This is a genomic window from Croceibacterium salegens, from assembly GCF_009827435.1.
GTDB lineage: Bacteria > Pseudomonadota > Alphaproteobacteria > Sphingomonadales > Sphingomonadaceae > Croceibacterium_B > Croceibacterium_B salegens.
On sequence record NZ_WTYM01000052.1, the window covers coordinates 1 to 15,963 of the forward strand.

Here is a 15,963-nt window from a genome sequence, read left to right on the forward strand (position 1 = left end):
ATCGGATAGTGCCCCGGCTCGGTTTCGAAGGTGATCCAGCGCAGTTCGGTGAAGGCGTCGATGCCGGCCTTGCCGCCGAAGCGGCCGTAGCCCGAGGCTTTCATGCCGCCGAACGGCATCTGCGGTTCGTCCGACACCGTGCTGGCGTTGACGTGGCAGATGCCCGACTGGATCTGGCGGGCGACCTTGATGCCGCGCGCGGTGTCGGTGGTGAAGACCGCGGCGGAGAGGCCGTATTCGGTGTCGTTGGCGAGCTCGATCGCGTGCGCCTCGTCGCGGGCGCGGGCGATGCCGACGACCGGGCCGAAGCTCTCGTCGCGGAACAGCTTCATATCGGGCGTGACCTTGTCGACGAGGTGCGCGGGCATGAGCACGTTCTCGGTCGTCTCGCCGCCGGTCAGCAGCACCGCGCCCTTGGCCAGCGCGTCGTCGATCAGCGCGTAGCACTTGTCGACCGTCTTAGTGTCGACCACCGCGCCGAGCGGGGTGTTGCCCGCCACCGGGTTGCCGACCGGCATCGATTTCACCTTGGCGGCGAACTTTTCCGCGAAGGCGTCGGCCACGCTCTCGACCACGATGATGCGCTCGGTCGACATGCAGATCTGGCCCTGGTTCATGTAGGCGCCGAACGCGGCGGCCTTGACCGCCTCGTCGAGATCGGCGTCCTCGAGCACCACCATCGGCGCCTTGCCGCCGAGTTCGAGCAGCACCGGCTTGAGGTGCTCGGCGGCCCGTTTGGCGATGATCTTGCCGACCGCGGTCGAGCCGGTGAAGTTGATGCGCCGAACCTCGGGCGCGTCGATCAGCGCGCCGACGACTTCGGCGGCATCCTCGGGGGCGTTGGTGACGGAGTTGACCACGCCTTCGGGGAAGCCGGCCTCGGCGAAGGCCTCGATGATCAGCTCGTGGGTGCGCGGGCAGGTCTCGCTGGCCTTGAGGATCACGGCGTTGCCGCAGGCGAGCGGCACGGCGATGGCGCGCACGCCGAGGATGATCGGGGCGTTCCACGGGGCGATGCCGAGCATCACGCCGACCGGCTCGCGCAGCGCCATGGCGATGGTGCCTTCATGGTCCGAAGGGATGACCTCGCCGGCAATCTGCGTGGTCAGCGCAGCCGCCTCGCGCACCATTCCGGCGGCGAGCGCGAGGTTGAACATCGCCCAGCCTGCCGTGGCCCCGATCTCGCCCATCATCGCGGCGACGAATTCGTCCTTCTTGGCCATCAGCGCATCGGCCGCCTTGCTGAGCACCGCGCGCCGCGCGTTGGGGCCCATCTTCGACCACTGGGCGAACCCGGCCTGCGCCTTCGCGGCGATCGCCGGGATGTCTCCCGCCTTCATTGCGGCCGCGCTCGAGGCAACCTCGCCGGTCACCGGGTTATGGCGTTGGAACGTGCTCATCTGGTCCTCTCCATGCGCGAGCCCCCTGCAGCGGCGGGCGGAATGTCTGGTTGCCCTAGTGCACATTCCGGGCGCGTTTCGAAAGGTGTTTTGGTTTTTTGGTGGGTGGGAGGGACAGGATTGTCCGGTCCGGTTGCTTTGCGCCCGGACGTCTCCGCTTCGCTCCGACTCCGAACGAGGTCCGAACCGTCATGATACGCCAAAGCAAAAGGGCCGTCCCACGGGGCGGCCCTTTTGCTTTGGCGCACCCGACATTGCTAGAACTTCTGTCGCAGGCAGTGTCGGGACGTCCCTAACTACTCTGTAAAATAAGGGATTTGTCTTCTACCGTGTTCACGGTTGATCGCCCCCGTTTGCCTGCATTTCGATCACCATGTGGGGTCGAAAGTTGGAACAATTTTATGGTGTGTATAACCTATGGCACTGACAGCATTGAAGGTGAAGAACGCCAAGCCCGGTCGCTACGTTGATGGCCGTGGCTTGTGTCTTTTCGTGAAGGAAAGTGGCTCGCGCAGCTGGGTCTTGCGGATGCAGCACAACGGCAGGCGACGCGACTACGGATTGGGATCGGCGCTCGATGTGACGCTGACCGAAGCGCGGGACGCGGCGGCAGCTCTGCGCCGCCAGGTTCGCGCCGGGATCGATCCGGTTGCCGAGCGACGGAAGTCGCGCAAGGTAGTGCCCAGCTTCGAAACCGCAGCGCGCGAATGCTATGAAGCGTTGAAGGACGGCTGGAAGAACCAGAACTATCGAAACTGGATTTCCAGCATGGAAAACCACGTCTTCCCGCTGATCGGCAGGAAGCCCGTCGATCAGGTGGACAACACCCACGTCGTCGAGGTGCTCACGCCCATCTGGCTCGAAATCCCCGATACCGCCCGCAAGATTTTGCAGCGCATCGGTGCCGTGCTCGACTTCGCGCATATCAAGGGGTGGCGCGAAGAAGAGGCCGCGCTGCGCTCAGTCCGCAAGGGGTTGCCGCGCCAGACCGACAAGGTCGAACACTTCAAGGCCATGCCCTATGCCGACATTCCGGCGTTCATGAAGGAGCTGGCGACGGCATCACCCACCACGGGCCGCGATGCCCTGCGTTTCACCATCTACAACGCCGTTCGGTCGAGCGAGACCCGCAAGGCCGTCTGGACCGAGATCGACCTCGACAAGGCGGTCTGGACCATCCCCGGCGAGCGCATGAAGGCAAAGGAAACGCATGTGGTGCCGCTCTCCAAGCCAGCGGTTTCCATTCTGCGTCGGCGCTGGAAATTGCGCACGAGCGACGATGGCCTCGTGTTCTCGAATAATGGCGAGAAGCCCATCAGCGACATGACAATGACCAAGCTGTTGCGGGATGCCGGGATCAAGAGCGCAACCGTCCATGGCTTCCGCTCCGCATTCACCGATTGGGCAGCGGAAAAGACTGACTTTCCGAAGGAAGTGGCGGACAAGGCATTGGCGCACAAGCTGAGCAACCAGGTCGAGGCTGCCTATCGCCGCACCGACTTCTTCGACAAGCGGCGCGACTTGATGGCAGTGTGGGCGGAGTTTCTGCAATCCAGCGCTGCGGCCTGACCTTTGGCCAAGCCCTCATTGAGATATGCAAAAGCGTGGATTAGCGGCCCGGTCAGGGGTCAATGAGCTGATCTCGAAATAAATTCCACCGAAGTCAATGCCCTGTAGGATCATTGCCTGATTCACCGTCTTTCTGGTTGAAAGATGGTGAATCAGGCTGTAACAAGCTGTCAGAGCATGAATCATCTTCCACGAGTTCATGCTCAAAACGGAACCGAAAGGAACAGTCATGAACAGCAACGCAATTATTATCACAGCCGACACGTTCAAGTCACTCCCAAAGAATGTCCAGGAAGCGGTCTTAGAAGCTGCTTTCGGCGGCAAAATCAGTCCAACCACAGCTCGCCATGCCGAGCTTTTGGACGAGGAAGACGACAGCTTTGCCCAATTGTCACCTACCCAAGCAAGAGAATTCTACAACGGGTGTGGTGAAAAGACACGCAAAGCGCTCGAAGTGATTGCGCAAAGCGAAAGCCGGCAGTTTCACTTGGCCGATGTCGCTAAAGCGATTGGCGTCCGACCTGACGAATTGCGTGGCGTATGGGGTGGGTTAACTCGAAGACTTTACACGGTAACCGGTGAGAACGATGGCTATCTCATTAACTGGGAGCGACATGATCCGGTAGATGACGACGAGGGGAACTATATCGATCACATCGGTGAGGTCTCAGAGCTTACGTACCAGAGCTTTCGGAAGCTACTCGTAAAGTAACGAAAGGTGGGCCGAGGATTTCTCTCGGCCCACCTTCCGCCTTCAAAGACCACACAAAAAATCTGAGCGAAGTTAATTCGATTGGCCATTGCGTATAATCAATTCATGCAAGCTGGCAGTGGTGACGCGTGTCGCCTTACCGATCTTCACAGTTTCTACTTCGCCCTTCGAGATCAGCTCGTACAGCTTTGTGCGCCCGATGCCGATCATGCGTGCAGCGTCATTGATCCTGACGCAGATCGGCTCGCTAGGTTGATGGCTGCTCATTCCGCCGGTTCCTCTTCACGATATTGAACGGGATCGGCAATCCAGCGGTTGATGGCTGACTCGTGCCAGCCCGCGCCGTGGATGCTGATCTTGACCTGCGACGGGAACGTGCCCTCTGCGATCTTGCGATAAATGGTGGAGCGGGAAAGGCCGGTGCGGTCGAGCACGGTCTTGAGGCGGATAATGCGTTCGGTATTCGACATGGGGCATTCTCGCTTTGATACCGGCGGCCCCTCGCTAGAACATAATGAGAACTTTTTGATGTAGCACAAGGGTCGGTTTGAGTTGGAATTTGGCCAATTCTTTAGTGATTTGCGAGATTTGAGCCGCCTACGGACGGGTAGAGACATTTGCGGACAAACCGCTGCGCCACCCTCGGTTTTGGAAATTTTTTCGTTCGGCCCGATCCTGCGACCGACGTGCGGAGAAATGCGACGGCAGTGGCGGATTTCCGCGCCAGCGTTGCTCGATTTTGCGCACGACTCGAAACCTCGTCCAGACGTTTCGCAATAGTCTGCGCCCAGCCAATCTGAGGACAGCATTGATATCAGAATGGTCGGAGAGTGTTCAGGCCGCTATTTCGGCAAAATGCTGAATGACATGAACTTCAAAGGGAACTGGCGAGACTATCAAGCCCGAATCCTTGAAGAGATGGACGAGCATTTTGATGACGGAAGACTGCATGTCGTCGCCGCCCCTGGGGCTGGAAAGACGGTACTCGGTCTGGAGATCGTGCGCCGTATCGGAAGGCCGGCGCTGGTATTTGCTCCAACGATTGCCATTCGCGAACAGTGGGCACACCGGCTTTGCCCGCTGTTTCTCGACACGCCACCGATACCGGAGGCAATCTCTCGCAATCTTGCAAACTTCCGCGAATTGACGCTGGCGACCTATCAGGCGCTCGATAACCTGCGGCGCGGCGAGGAACTCGACGCGCTGATTGAAAAGCTGAATTACCGGGGGCCGCTGACGCTGGTTCTGGACGAAGCACATCACCTGCGGCGGGAGTGGTGGAAATGCCTCAACGAGATGGCCAACCGGCTAGAGGATGTCCGTCTGGTCGCGCTGACTGCAACACCCCCTTACGATGCCAGCTTTGCCGAATGGTCTCGCTACGAGGAACTGTGCGGGCCGATAGACCTCGAAATCGGCATTCCCGAGCTTGTGCGCAATGGCGATCTCTGTCCTCATCAGGATCACCTCATCCTGTTGCAACCGACCGAAGATGCTCTGGCGCTGCTCGATAGAAGGCGCGCGGCCATCGGTTCGCTGCACATGGCATTGCGCCAAGACGACGGATTGCTGGACTGGCTGGCAGAGCACCCCTGGCTGACGGAATCGGAAGCGCATGTCGAAGAGATCCTCGAAGCGCCCGAGATGTTATCGGCAGCGCTCGTTCTGCTGGCTTCAGCCGGACGGGAACTGCCCCGTCCCCCGCTGAAGTTGCTTGGTGTGTCGGCGCGCGATGTGCCGCCGCCATCGCTGTTCTGGCTCGAACGCTTTATGGACGGCGTGATATCGCAACACACTGCTGACTTCCCTCTCGATCCGGCACGCCTCAAGACTCTGCGCGACCGGCTGAATCGTCATGGCCTCATCGAAGGTGGTCGCGTTCGGCTGCAGCACACACGCTCTGTCTTCAAACTGATGACCTCCAGTCTCGCAAAGCTGGATTCGATAGTGGACATTGCGAAGGCCGAACACGATGCGCTGGACGACGATTTGCGCATGGTCGTGTTGTCCGATCATATTCGCGCTGGAGAGCTGCCAAACCGTCCGGATGCGGAGTTCAAGCCTGCCAAGCTCGGCGTGGTGCCGATCTTCGAAAAGCTGAGACGTTCAGGCATCGCCGATGAATATCTCGGCGTTCTGACTGGTAGTCTGGTCATCCTTCCAAAGCGCGCTCTGTCAATGCTGCCTCACGTTGCCGAGGAACTGCACTTCGATCCTGGTAACTTTCGAGCAAGCGACTTGCCGGGTTGCCCGGACCACGTGCGTATCGAATGCAGGAGCGGTGGCACCGCTGAATTCGTCCGCCTCGTCACAGCCCTGTTCACACGCGGCGAGGTTCGCATACTCGTCGGCACGCAGTCGCTGCTCGGCGAGGGATGGGATGCGCCAGCACTCAACAGCCTCGTGCTTGCGAGCAATACGGCGTCCTTCATGCTGTCCAACCAGATGCGCGGACGAGCAATCCGGATCGATCCGGCCAGGCCCAGCAAGGTAGCCAATATCTGGCATTTGGCGACAGTCGATCCGGAGGATCGCGAAAGCTGGGACGCGGTCGTCTCGACTTTCAACTGGGGTTGTCTCAACGATGGAGGCGCACCTGGGTTGTCTGACATCGAAGTGATCGCGCGCCGCTTCAAGGCATTCGAAGGGATTTCCAATGGAGCGTCCACCCTCATCGAAGACGGCGTTGCCCGACTGGGCCTTGATCCATCGAAACCGGCCGCATTCGCGAACCTCAAGACATTTGCAGCCGCAGCGGACCGTCCCGCCATTGCAGAGCGCTGGAAGGTGTCTCTTGGTGAAGGGGCCGAGCGAGCGCAGGTGCGCGAAACCGCGGCTCCCCGTTACGCACCGCGCGCTTTAAGCTGGTTCGATACCCTGCAGGCATTGGGTTGGAGCGCGGCGGGTAGTGGAGCCTTTGCAGCGGCCAACGAATTGCGGGGGCTTGCGTCATACGAGGGAATTGGGGTCATCGCGATGGGGCTCGCCGGTGTTGCGACGCTCGCAAGCCTGCCCCGCCTGGCAAAGGCCGGGAGGCTCGTTTGGCGTAATGGTTCACTGGAAGGTAGTCTGGAATCGGTGACCCGCGTTGTCTTGCGTTCGCTGGTCGATGCCGATCTCATTAGCGGGCGCGAACTGGATACCGCGCAGGTCGAAATCCGCACAAGCCTGGACGGGCGCAAGGATATCGTCCTGACCGGAGTAAGCCGGGCCGCCGAACGGCAAGTCATGCAGGCAATCGCAGAGATTTTGGGGCCGGTGCAGAACCCGCGTTACCTGCTGGTGCGCAATTCATGGCTCGGCCTGAAGAAGCGGGTCGATTACCACGCTGTGCCTGCCGCGCTGGGGGCTCGCAAAGAAAATGCCGAACGATTAGCCGAACTCTGGCGCAGCGGTGTCGGCTCATCGAAGCTCGTGTTCACGCGGACAGCGGACGGCAGACGAACTTTGCTACGAGCAAGAGCGTCCTCGTTCGCTGCGGGATATCAACGGATCGTGGATCGACGGTCAGTATGGCTGTGATTGGGGTGATATATCACGCTGCTGCTCTGCCTCGAACGCCCGCTTTCCCTTGCGCCGGAACAGCACCAGCGCCTGCGCGCCATCCGGCCCGCTCAGCTTGGCGGCGACGGTGAGGAATGCGCCGTAGAGCGCAGCGCGATCATCATCGGTCAGTTCAACCAGATCGGCCTTGGCGACCAGGCCGCCCAGCTCGATCAGTTGCCGGGTCCGTTCATGACGTTTGACCTGCCATTCGCGCATGTCGGTTCGTGCCATTGCTGCCTCAAGCCGATGCCGCGCCGCCGTCGAGCGGGAGAGTGCCTTCCGACTGTTTGCTAGGTCCGCTCGCAGTGTCGCATGACTCACCCTGAAAGAAGGCCGCGCCGCGCTTGCGCCAGCCCTCCCCGGTCGCCTTGTCGTTGTTGGCCGCCGCATCGAGCAGCGCGCCCGCCAGCACATCGGCATCGAGCGTGTCGGCTCCGGTTGCTGTAACCAGCGCGCCGAGGTCGCGCACGCGGCGTTCCTTCAACTGCTTTGCCTTGTCGGCCAGGGCCTTCAGTTCCGAATCAAAATCGCGGGGTTTGCGCATGGGATATCTCCATCGTTGGTGTGATGGAGCCATGATAATCTCTGAGCTTTCCCAATGCAGTAAGGTCGCCGGGACAGTGTGAAACCGCCTAGTCCCGATCAGGATTTTATCATGAGAGGGCGCGCTTATACGTCGTGCTGACGCAGGCTTTGCGGTGTAACTGGATTGCCGACATGGCAATCTTTCACTTCAGCGCAAAGGTCATCGGAAGGTCGAGCGGACGTAGTGCCGTTGCGGCGGCGGCCTATCGTGCAGGCGAACGGTTGCACGATGAACGCATCGACAGAACCCATGATTTCACCAACAAGGCAGGCGTTCTTCATTCCGAAGTGATGCTGCCCAAAAGCGCGCCCGAAGCCTTCGCGGACCGGGCCACTTTGTGGAACGCGGTCGAGGTCGCCGAGAAGCGCAAGGATGCCCAGCTTGCCCGCGAGGTCGAGTTCGCCCTGCCGCGTGAGCTGTCGAAGAAAGACAACATCAGGCTGGCGCGCGAGTTCGTGAAAGCCGAGTTCGTCGAAAAAGGCATGATCGCCGATCTCAATGTCCATTGGGATATTGGCGAGGACGGCAAGGCGAAGCCGCACGCCCATGTCATGCTCACGATGCGCGAAGTGATAAAGGACGGCTTCGGCGCGAAGGTCCGCGACTGGAACAAGACCGCGCTGATCGAACAATGGCGTGAGCGCTGGGCCAATCATGTGAACCGCGCGCTGGCGGAACGCGACATCGATGCACGAATCGATCACCGCAGCCTGGAAGCGCAGGGCATAGCGCTCGAACCGCAGGACAAAATCGGCCCCGCAGCCTCGCGTATTAGCGGACGCGGGCTGGAAGCCGAGCGGATCGAGGAACACCGCGCGATTGCCCAGCGCAATGCCGAGCGCATCATCGCCAATCCCGCGCTGGCGCTCGACGCGATCACGCACCAACAGGCCACATTCACCAGGCGCGATCTTGCCGCCTTCATCCACCGGCACAGCGATGGCAAGGAACAGTTCGACGCGGCCTACAATGCGGTGCGCGTATCGCCCGATCTGATTGCGCTTGGGAAGGACGGACGCGGGCAGGACCGATTCACTTCGCGCGCGATGATCGAGACCGAACAGCGCCTGCATCGCGCCGCCGATGTGATGGCCGCGCGCGCAAGTCACAGCGTCAGTAATGTTCAGCGAAATGCTGCATCCGCCAGAGCCGTAAAGCGCGGCCTGATCCTGTCGGGCGAGCAGAAATCCGCCTTTGAGCACGTCACCAAAGGCAAGGGTCTTGCGGTTGTGGTCGGCTACGCGGGAACGGGCAAAAGCGCCATGCTGGGCGTTGCGCGCGAGGCATGGGAAAGCGCGGGCTACACTGTGCGCGGTGCTGCCCTGTCCGGCATTGCCGCCGAGGGCCTGGAGAACGGTTCCGGCATCGCATCGCGCACCATCGCCAGCCTTGAGCACCAATGGGGCAAGGGGCGCGAGCGTCTGACCGCCAAGGATGTGCTCGTCATCGATGAAGCGGGCATGGTCGGCACGCGCCAGATGGAGCGCGTGCTCTCCCATGCCGCGAAGGCCGATGCAAAGGTTGTCTTGGTTGGCGATCAGCAGCAGCTTCAGGCCATCGAAGCAGGCGCAGCCTTCCGGGCGATCCACGAGCGCCACGGCGGGGTCGAGATCAGCGAGGTTCGCCGCCAGCTTTCCGCATGGCAGCAGGACGCGACCAGGCACCTCGCGACGGGCCGCATCGGCGAAGCTATCCGGACCTATGAGGAGCACGGTATGCTCCATGCCGCCGACACCCGCGAGGTCGCGCGGACAGAGCTGATCGAGCGTTGGAATCAGGAACGGCAGGACAGCCCTGGCGACAGCCGGATCATCCTCACCCACACCAATGACGAGGTGCGCGAGCTGAACCAGATGGCGCGCGAAAAGATGCGTGCAGCGGGCGCGCTAGGGGTTGACGCTACGATCAAAGCGGCACGCGGCGAGAGGCAATTTGCATCGGGCGACCGCATCATCTTCCTGCGCAATGAGCGCGGGCTTGGCGTCAAGAACGGGACGCTCGCCACGGTCGCAATGGCCAGCGCGCAGCGCATGGCCGTCCGAACAGACGATGGCCGCGAAGTCGCCTTCGACACCAAGGACTACACCCATATCGATCATGGCTATGCCGCCACGATCCACAAGGCGCAGGGCATGACGGTGGACCGCGCCCATGTGCTCGCTACTCCCGGCATGGACAGCCATTCCGCCTATGTCGCCATGTCGCGCCACCGCGACGGACTTGCCCTCCACTATGGCCGCGATGACTTCGCCGACCAGTCGAAGCTTGTTCGCACACTGAGCCGCGAGCGCGGGAAGGACATGGCTGGCGATTACAAGCCTGAGCAGGCTTTCGCCGAACTGCGCGGCATCAGCTTCCGCGAGCGGATCGTGGAGATGGTTCGGCAGGTGCCGGAACGCGCCAAATCGATCTTTGGAAACTTTCGTCCGCAGGCCCGCCAGCTCGAAGCGCTTCCGGCACAAATCAACACGCAGAACGACCAGCACCGCGCGGTCGAACGCTATGCCCGCGCACTTGGCGATATCGGCACGATGCAGGCCCAGGGCTTGCCCGTGCTCCCGCACCAGAAGGACGCGCTGGAGAAGGCAGGAAAGGCGCTCGACGCGATCCGGCCCCATGCCGCCACCGATCTCGCCAAGGCGCTGGAGCGGCGTCCTGAGCTGATTGCAGGAGCCGCTGGCGGGCGCAGCCAGGAGGCGATGCGCGCCATGCAGAACGAAGCCGCCGTGCGCACCGATCCTGCGTTGCGATCCGAGCGCTTTGTCAGCGACTGGCAGAGGCTGAGCGCGGCACGCAAGCAGCTTGAGCAGCAAGGTGACCGCGCAGGTGCTGCCCGCTTGTCCGCGAAGCAGAACGAACTGGCGAAAGGTCTTGAACGTGATCCGCAGGTCGAAGGCCTGCTGCGCAGCAAGGCGCGTGAACTCGGCATCGATCCGAAGCCCGAACGCAGCATCGCCAATGAACTCACCGCAACCCTCACCCGCGAGCGCACCCGCGCCTTCGACATGGGCATTTAGGAGAACCAACATGGAAGACGACCACATCGAAGAAGTGCAACTGGACCTTGAAGTGGAGGAACCGCCCGCCCCGGAATCAGGGCCGGAGGCCGCCACGGAATCCGATCCAGCAACGGAAGCCTTCGCCCGCCTCGAAGGTGAAATGGCGATGGTGCGCCACACCGTTCAGAACATGGCTAGGGAGCGAGCCGACATCGTGATCCCGGACTACACGGCAACGCTCGGCCAGATGGCCGATCAGCTGGCACAGGTCTCCAAGGCGCTGACCGCAATCGGCAACAAGTCTGCCATCGAGCTGACCCCGGAAGACATTGCAGTTCAGATCAAGCGCGCCTCGCTCGACATGCTGCGCGACAGCAGCGACCTTTTCCGCCACGGACGCAAAGACCTCGACCTTGCAACCGGTCGGCTCGCCGCAATTGTCGGACGTGTCCGCACCGAGGCCGAGCAGAAGCGTCAAATCTGGCGCTTTGCAAGCAGAGGTGTGCTGGCCGGTATCCTGCTATGGTCAATCCTGCCCGGCACCGTCGCGCGCACCATGCCTGAAAGCTGGCATTTGCCTGAGCGAATGGCTCGCAAGGCTGTTGGTGAGCCGACCATTGTTGAGGCAGGAATAAGGTTGATCCGATCTCAGAACCCCGAAGCATGGGAGGAGTTGATGGTGACCCACAGAACGCTGAACGCGAACCGCGAAAAATTGGACCGATGCACCGAGAAGGCGCGGAAGGAGGAAAGATCGGTCACTTGTTTAATTACGATTTTGCCTTGAGGTTCTTGCAAACAATTTCGCACCATGCATGGGGCGGCTTTGCGCCCTAACTAAAGCCGATCAACGCGGGCCGCGACGGCCCCAGACGCTTCCGTCGGTTTTAGTCGCGACCAAAGCTTGCAAAGACTTGTCGGTCGCACCCAACATTGGACCGTCTGCGGATGCGTCAGCTGAAACCCGATGCGTTTACTGCCAGTCGGGCGTCATTCTTTCAATTTCTTGTAGACCTCGGACAGGCGGAAGGCTCCGGCTCAAAGCCGCGTCGAGTAAGTCTGTATTGGCCAAGCGACGTCGTGGACGATGTAGTCCGAACCCATGCTACCCGGTTCGAACAGGTTGGCGGCGTGGCCATATCGGCGGTTGGGTAAGGTTCAGCGCTTATGGGAAGGAACTCGGCAAGCCGCCACCAGCCCGCCATGGACTTGTGAAGTTTCGCCCGGGGGCCTGCGGGCTGATAGCCGCTGGCGGGGGCTCGCCGAGAATCTTGGCGGCGCGCTCTCCATCCATCAGAATACCCTCGGCAGCGGCTTCGCCCATTGGAGCCGTCACGTCGCTCTGCGAAACATCCTGCCGCTGGCGAACTGACCTATTCGAAGCGGCTTTCGCGCTCGCGATCGTGCTCGTCCCAGCGCCGAATGTTCTCCTCCAGCGCTTTTCCGGCCTCGCGCGCCCAATTACGAACACGCACATCGCTGTGTTCGCGCATTACGGCGATCAGCGGCCGGCGTCTGACAAACCGTCCCGAGAAGGGTCCCGAGCTTGTGCCGGTGAAGAATCTGCGCTCAAACTTGCGCAGTACCGGAACGGGATCGGGCGCGGCATCAATCAGCGCAAGGGCAAAGGGCGACCAAACAAGCGGCCCATCTTCCGCTTCGCGGGCGGTATAGGGGATCAATTCGGCAAGTCCGCTTGCCCGCTCCTCTGGCGCCTCGCGGACCCACTCGATGGCAATATCTTCGTCGAAGGTCACGGTCTTCTTGTTCGAATCGCTGTCGTTCCTGACGTGGCCTCCGAAAAAGCGGGCGGCCAAGTCCTGGTGAACCTCGCGCGTAAAAATCTCCTCGAGGACGACGCGAGGAAAGGACATCATCAGCAGCTTGCAGATCTTGTCGAAACCGCCGTCATGATAGTTCCCGCTGTCCCGCGATGCGCAAAGCGCGCGGCAGGTCGCCCGGGCGGCGTCTTCCGCTCCCTCACCATCCAATGCGACCTTGGCGATGGTGGCGATGCCGTGATCCTCGCGCGCGCCTTCCTCAGCGAAGGAGCGTGGGTCGGCAAGGAGTTTGCGCCCGAGTTCGATCAGTGCGGAATCGACCGCGCGCTTGTCGCTGCGATCGCCAAAGATACGCATATGGAGGATCTGGAGGGCGGGAATTGCGCCGCCGTCCAGCTCGTAGAGTGTCTTGAGAAACCGGCTCAGAGCGGGGCCGGGAACCGGCTTGCTGACTCCCCCCATCTGCAGTTGGCCAAAGCGCCATAGCGGAACGGCCCCGTGCGCGATTGCGCGTTCGAAGCGCGCCATTGCGACGTCGTCGAGTGGCAGAGCGAGCTGGAGAATGACGAAATGCTCGGCAAGCACCGGGTCGGTCACCGCATCATCCAGCCAAAGCTCCACCTGTTCGCGATTCCGCTTGGCAGCGCCTTCCAGCAGTCCGGTCAAGACGAGCGGATTCCGCGTGTCGTCCCCCATCGTTCGAAAGACAGCCAAGGTCTCCTGCCAGAGCCGCGCCGGATCGCCGCTGCTTCGAGCGACTCCGCGCGCGAATTGCAATGCGCTGTTCTGCCCTTCACCGACAATGGCGCGTGCAAGGTATGGAACGGGATCGGCGTGCTTGGCGACGCAGATCCCCGTCGCTTCTGCCAATTTCCCTACGTCGCGGGTCGAGCGTTTCTCGGTTCTTACGGGATGCCAATGACGCCACGGCTCGCCAAGCACGAACGCATCGAAGCACTCAGCGATCGTTTGCGGCCGCAGGTCGCGTTCGAGCGCGCGCACTTCCGCCAGCATGTCGTCGCCAAGTCCTTTGCCACTGAAGCTCAGACCATCGACGACCGCGCGCCATCCGGCATCCCAATAACCCTTGCCGCGGACCGCGCGCATGGCCGCGATCGGCAACTCGGGCAGCCCCACGTCGAGATGCTCGCGGAAGTGGTTGGCGATGATATCGCGTGCTCGCTCGGCTCCCGGTTCATCACCAGAGGCAATGCGAGTGGCACGATCATAGGCGGCGCCGAACCAACCACGGTACCCCTCGCGACCGCCCGGCCGCCACTCTTTCAGATGCGCCTTGGCGCCGAACTCGAGATTGAGTGATGAACTGAAGTGGCCAGCGTCGAGCATGTGATCGAGTGCTTCGAGACCGAGCGTCCTGGCCTCCTGGTTGGGGTCGTCGAGAAGCCGGTCTATGAAATCTAGCCGGGTTGCCTGGTCTGCCAGAGTGAACGACAGGTGAGTCCAGAAGCGCTCAAGAAAATGCTTGCTGGCCTTGTGATCGTCTCGCGCGTCACCATCGGCCAGCGCGTATGCAAGCAGCACCTCCATCGCTCGTCCGAATAGCGTCGGCTCGTGCGCCAGATGCACGAGCAATTCCGGATAGTAACGCCGCCCTTCCGAATGTGGGTCGAGCAGCTGGTCGCGCTGCGGACCAGCCAGCGATCGCTCGAACGAAGCTAGCGCGGCCCCCGGCGCTGCCGGCGCCATTTGGTTGAAACCGCGCCGCAAGACATCGTCGAGCCCGGCCGGTTCCCCGAACGCGCCATCTGGACCCAGCAGACGCTCGGCAAGTCGGACTGCAGCCGGCTCGTTGTGAAGCTGCCCCAGCCGGCGCGCGAATGAAGCGAGCAGCCGGGGCGAGGCCGTCAGAAAATGGTCGAGCAGCGTCTCTGGATCGCTTCGCCTAATGAAAGGGGCCGCGAGCATGTTCGCGAAGGGTGGCGGCATCACCGCTCGTTGCGGCCCGCGCTGCTGGATCACTCCCCATTCCAGAAATGTCGCCACGTTGCGAAAGAAGGTATCGACGTTCACGCCCGCGATGGCGGCCAGGACGGGATGCTCGGCCATCTGATGATCGCCCGCTTCGACATAGAAAGCATAGACGAGCGATGCGACGTCGGCACAGGCACGAGCGCTGGGCTCGCGTTCGCGGCGGCCGCTCTGGAAAAGGCGTTCGAGCAGTTCGCCATCGTTGAGCGTCGACAGGTCGATGCCCTTGTCCGTTCCCTCCGCGATCTTGAGCGCAATCCGGGCATTGCCGCCGGAGAACTCGGCGAGGTGGCGGCATTCGGCCTCGCTCAACGTGGGAACGCGCTGCTCTAGGAGCGATATCAGCACGATCTCGCTGTTCTCGCCGAGCGCGCCGAGAAGGCCTGCCGGCTTCTCCCCGCCCATGTCATAATCGATCGTCAGCACGCTGATATGTCCGCCGGACCGTCGCGCTATCTCAGCCAGTTGGCCGTGGATCGCCGCGTTGGCATTGTCGACGACAAGAATGGCGTCGACACCGGCGAGCATGAGTTCCTCGGCGACCCGCGCGGCGCCCACCTCTAGATCCCGTCCGGCGTCGCCGTAGATGGCTTTGGCCTTGGGCAATGCCCCTTCGCCAAGATTTTCGTCGAACAGGGCCTCGGCAAGCCGTGTCTTGCCCATTCCGGATAAGCCGACGAGCCGCACCACGCCCCTTGGCTCGCGCAGGGCGGCACGTATACTCGCGATCGCTGAATGCATGTCGACCAATTCGTCGCCGAACGTCGCACGGGCCTGGTCGTCGACGATATATGGCTTGCTTGTGGCGCCTTCCGCCGACCAGTCGCCGTAGGGCCGCCATCCGCCTAGCGAGCGGCCGCCCTGGCGGAGCAGCCAGATCGCTACGCCGGGATGCCGATTGGCCCAGCGCGCAATGCGATCCGCCCCATAGAAATCGAGTTGGATCCGGTCAGCCTGTTCGACATCGCCGAGGCTCTCTCGCATCGCCTTCGAGCGATTGTCCATCGCCGACTTGGTGGGATCGTCGGTCGAGAAGATGACATAGGCCCCGGCTTCGGTGGCGAGCTCGGAAAAGATCGGGCGCGGTTTTTCCGCGGGCCTCATCTCGTCGCGAATCTTCGCCGGGCCCATCGCTTCGGCCTTGCATTGAAAAAAGATCAGCCGCCGCGGCAACCAGTCGACCGGCTCCGGCAAATCGTTCCACCGGATCGATGCATCAACGCCGCCATCGGCTGCTGTCTGATTTCCACCGACCGCGATGGCGAAATGCGAAATGCCCCGCAAATTGGCCTCGGCAACAAGGAGGCGTTCGAGAAGGGCGCGCAGCTGAACATCGTCCAGCCCTGCGACAAGTTCCTTGGAGACCTCGAACGGTCCCATC

11 protein-coding genes are annotated in these 15,963 nt (G+C 61.8%); 5 read left to right on the forward strand and 6 right to left on the reverse strand.

The window, feature by feature from the left end; genetic code table 11:
* Window positions 1-1,400: aldehyde dehydrogenase (locus GRI89_RS12640; RefSeq protein WP_159796144.1), on the reverse strand; the 1,400-nt coding region annotated here is incomplete at its 3' end.
* A 417-nt stretch (window positions 1,401-1,817) separates the two neighbouring features.
* On the opposite strand from GRI89_RS12640, the gene GRI89_RS12645 reads away from it, so the two are divergent.
* Both GRI89_RS12645 and GRI89_RS12650 read left to right on the forward strand, forming a co-directional pair.
* The gene (locus GRI89_RS12645) at window positions 1,818-2,969 is read left to right on the forward strand and encodes a tyrosine-type recombinase/integrase (RefSeq protein ID WP_159796147.1); all 1,152 of its coding nucleotides are present in this window, start codon (window positions 1,818-1,820) and stop codon (window positions 2,967-2,969) included.
* 229 nt (window positions 2,970-3,198) lie between these two features.
* Complete coding sequence (locus GRI89_RS12650; RefSeq protein WP_159796150.1) at window positions 3,199-3,681, forward strand: hypothetical protein; 483 nt, start codon at window positions 3,199-3,201, stop codon at window positions 3,679-3,681.
* A 72-nt stretch (window positions 3,682-3,753) separates the two neighbouring features.
* Here GRI89_RS12650 and GRI89_RS12655 read toward each other — a convergent pair whose 3' ends face one another.
* Both GRI89_RS12655 and GRI89_RS12660 read right to left on the reverse strand, forming a co-directional pair.
* Window positions 3,754-3,948 carry a helix-turn-helix domain-containing protein gene (locus GRI89_RS12655; RefSeq protein WP_159796152.1) on the reverse strand — a complete coding sequence of 65 codons (195 nt, stop codon included), beginning with the start codon at window positions 3,946-3,948 and terminating at the stop codon, window positions 3,754-3,756.
* Window positions 3,945-4,151 (reverse strand): helix-turn-helix transcriptional regulator, encoded by a 207-nt coding sequence (locus GRI89_RS12660; RefSeq protein ID WP_159796155.1) that lies wholly within the window; start codon window positions 4,149-4,151, stop codon window positions 3,945-3,947. Before GRI89_RS12660 ends, GRI89_RS12655 begins: the two co-directional genes overlap by 4 nt.
* A 385-nt stretch (window positions 4,152-4,536) precedes the next feature.
* On the opposite strand from GRI89_RS12660, the gene GRI89_RS12665 reads away from it, so the two are divergent.
* Window positions 4,537-7,203, forward strand: a complete 2,667-nt coding sequence (locus GRI89_RS12665; RefSeq protein ID WP_159796158.1) for a DEAD/DEAH box helicase family protein — start codon at window positions 4,537-4,539, stop codon at window positions 7,201-7,203.
* Here GRI89_RS12665 and GRI89_RS12670 read toward each other — a convergent pair.
* Both GRI89_RS12670 and GRI89_RS12675 read right to left on the reverse strand, forming a co-directional pair.
* Window positions 7,189-7,443 (reverse strand): conjugal transfer protein TraD, encoded by a 255-nt coding sequence (locus tag GRI89_RS12670; RefSeq protein WP_159796773.1) that lies wholly within the window; start codon window positions 7,441-7,443, stop codon window positions 7,189-7,191. The two genes, GRI89_RS12665 and GRI89_RS12670, sit on opposite strands and share 15 nt — an antisense overlap.
* 22 nt (window positions 7,444-7,465) lie before the next feature.
* Window positions 7,466-7,771 (reverse strand): conjugal transfer protein TraD, encoded by a 306-nt coding sequence (locus GRI89_RS12675; protein ID WP_159796161.1) that lies wholly within the window; start codon window positions 7,769-7,771, stop codon window positions 7,466-7,468.
* A gap of 173 nt (window positions 7,772-7,944) precedes the next feature.
* On the opposite strand from GRI89_RS12675, the gene traA reads away from it, so the two are divergent.
* Together traA and GRI89_RS12685 are read left to right on the forward strand one after the other, a co-directional pair.
* Window positions 7,945-10,830, forward strand: coding sequence for a Ti-type conjugative transfer relaxase TraA (gene traA, locus GRI89_RS12680; protein ID WP_159796164.1), 2,886 nt, complete (start codon window positions 7,945-7,947; stop codon window positions 10,828-10,830).
* A gap of 10 nt (window positions 10,831-10,840) precedes the next feature.
* Complete coding sequence (locus GRI89_RS12685; RefSeq protein ID WP_159796167.1) at window positions 10,841-11,599, forward strand: DUF6118 family protein; 759 nt, start codon at window positions 10,841-10,843, stop codon at window positions 11,597-11,599.
* Between the two features lie 586 nt (window positions 11,600-12,185).
* Here the strand turns inward: GRI89_RS12685 and GRI89_RS12690 are convergent.
* Window positions 12,186-15,962 carry a P-loop NTPase family protein gene (locus GRI89_RS12690; RefSeq protein WP_159796170.1) on the reverse strand — a complete coding sequence of 1,259 codons (3,777 nt, stop codon included), beginning with the start codon at window positions 15,960-15,962 and terminating at the stop codon, window positions 12,186-12,188.
* Window position 15,963 lies beyond the last annotated feature (1 nt).

Excerpts from the sequence above, each read along its gene's own strand:
- GRI89_RS12645 (WP_159796147.1), top strand. The coding sequence starts at position 1,818 with ATGGCACTGACAGCATTGAAGGTGAAGAACGCCAAGCCCGGTCGCTAC.
- GRI89_RS12650 (WP_159796150.1), top strand. The coding sequence starts at position 3,199 with ATGAACAGCAACGCAATTATTATCACAGCCGACACGTTCAAGTCACTC.
- GRI89_RS12655 (WP_159796152.1), bottom strand. The coding sequence starts at position 3,948 with ATGAGCAGCCATCAACCTAGCGAGCCGATCTGCGTCAGGATCAATGAC.
- GRI89_RS12660 (WP_159796155.1), bottom strand. The coding sequence starts at position 4,151 with ATGTCGAATACCGAACGCATTATCCGCCTCAAGACCGTGCTCGACCGC.
- GRI89_RS12665 (WP_159796158.1), top strand. The coding sequence starts at position 4,537 with ATGCTGAATGACATGAACTTCAAAGGGAACTGGCGAGACTATCAAGCC.
- GRI89_RS12670 (WP_159796773.1), bottom strand. The coding sequence starts at position 7,443 with ATGCGCGAATGGCAGGTCAAACGTCATGAACGGACCCGGCAACTGATC.
- GRI89_RS12675 (WP_159796161.1), bottom strand. The coding sequence starts at position 7,771 with ATGCGCAAACCCCGCGATTTTGATTCGGAACTGAAGGCCCTGGCCGAC.
- traA (WP_159796164.1), top strand. The coding sequence starts at position 7,945 with ATGGCAATCTTTCACTTCAGCGCAAAGGTCATCGGAAGGTCGAGCGGA.
- GRI89_RS12685 (WP_159796167.1), top strand. The coding sequence starts at position 10,841 with ATGGAAGACGACCACATCGAAGAAGTGCAACTGGACCTTGAAGTGGAG.
- GRI89_RS12690 (WP_159796170.1), bottom strand. The coding sequence starts at position 15,962 with ATGGGACCGTTCGAGGTCTCCAAGGAACTTGTCGCAGGGCTGGACGAT.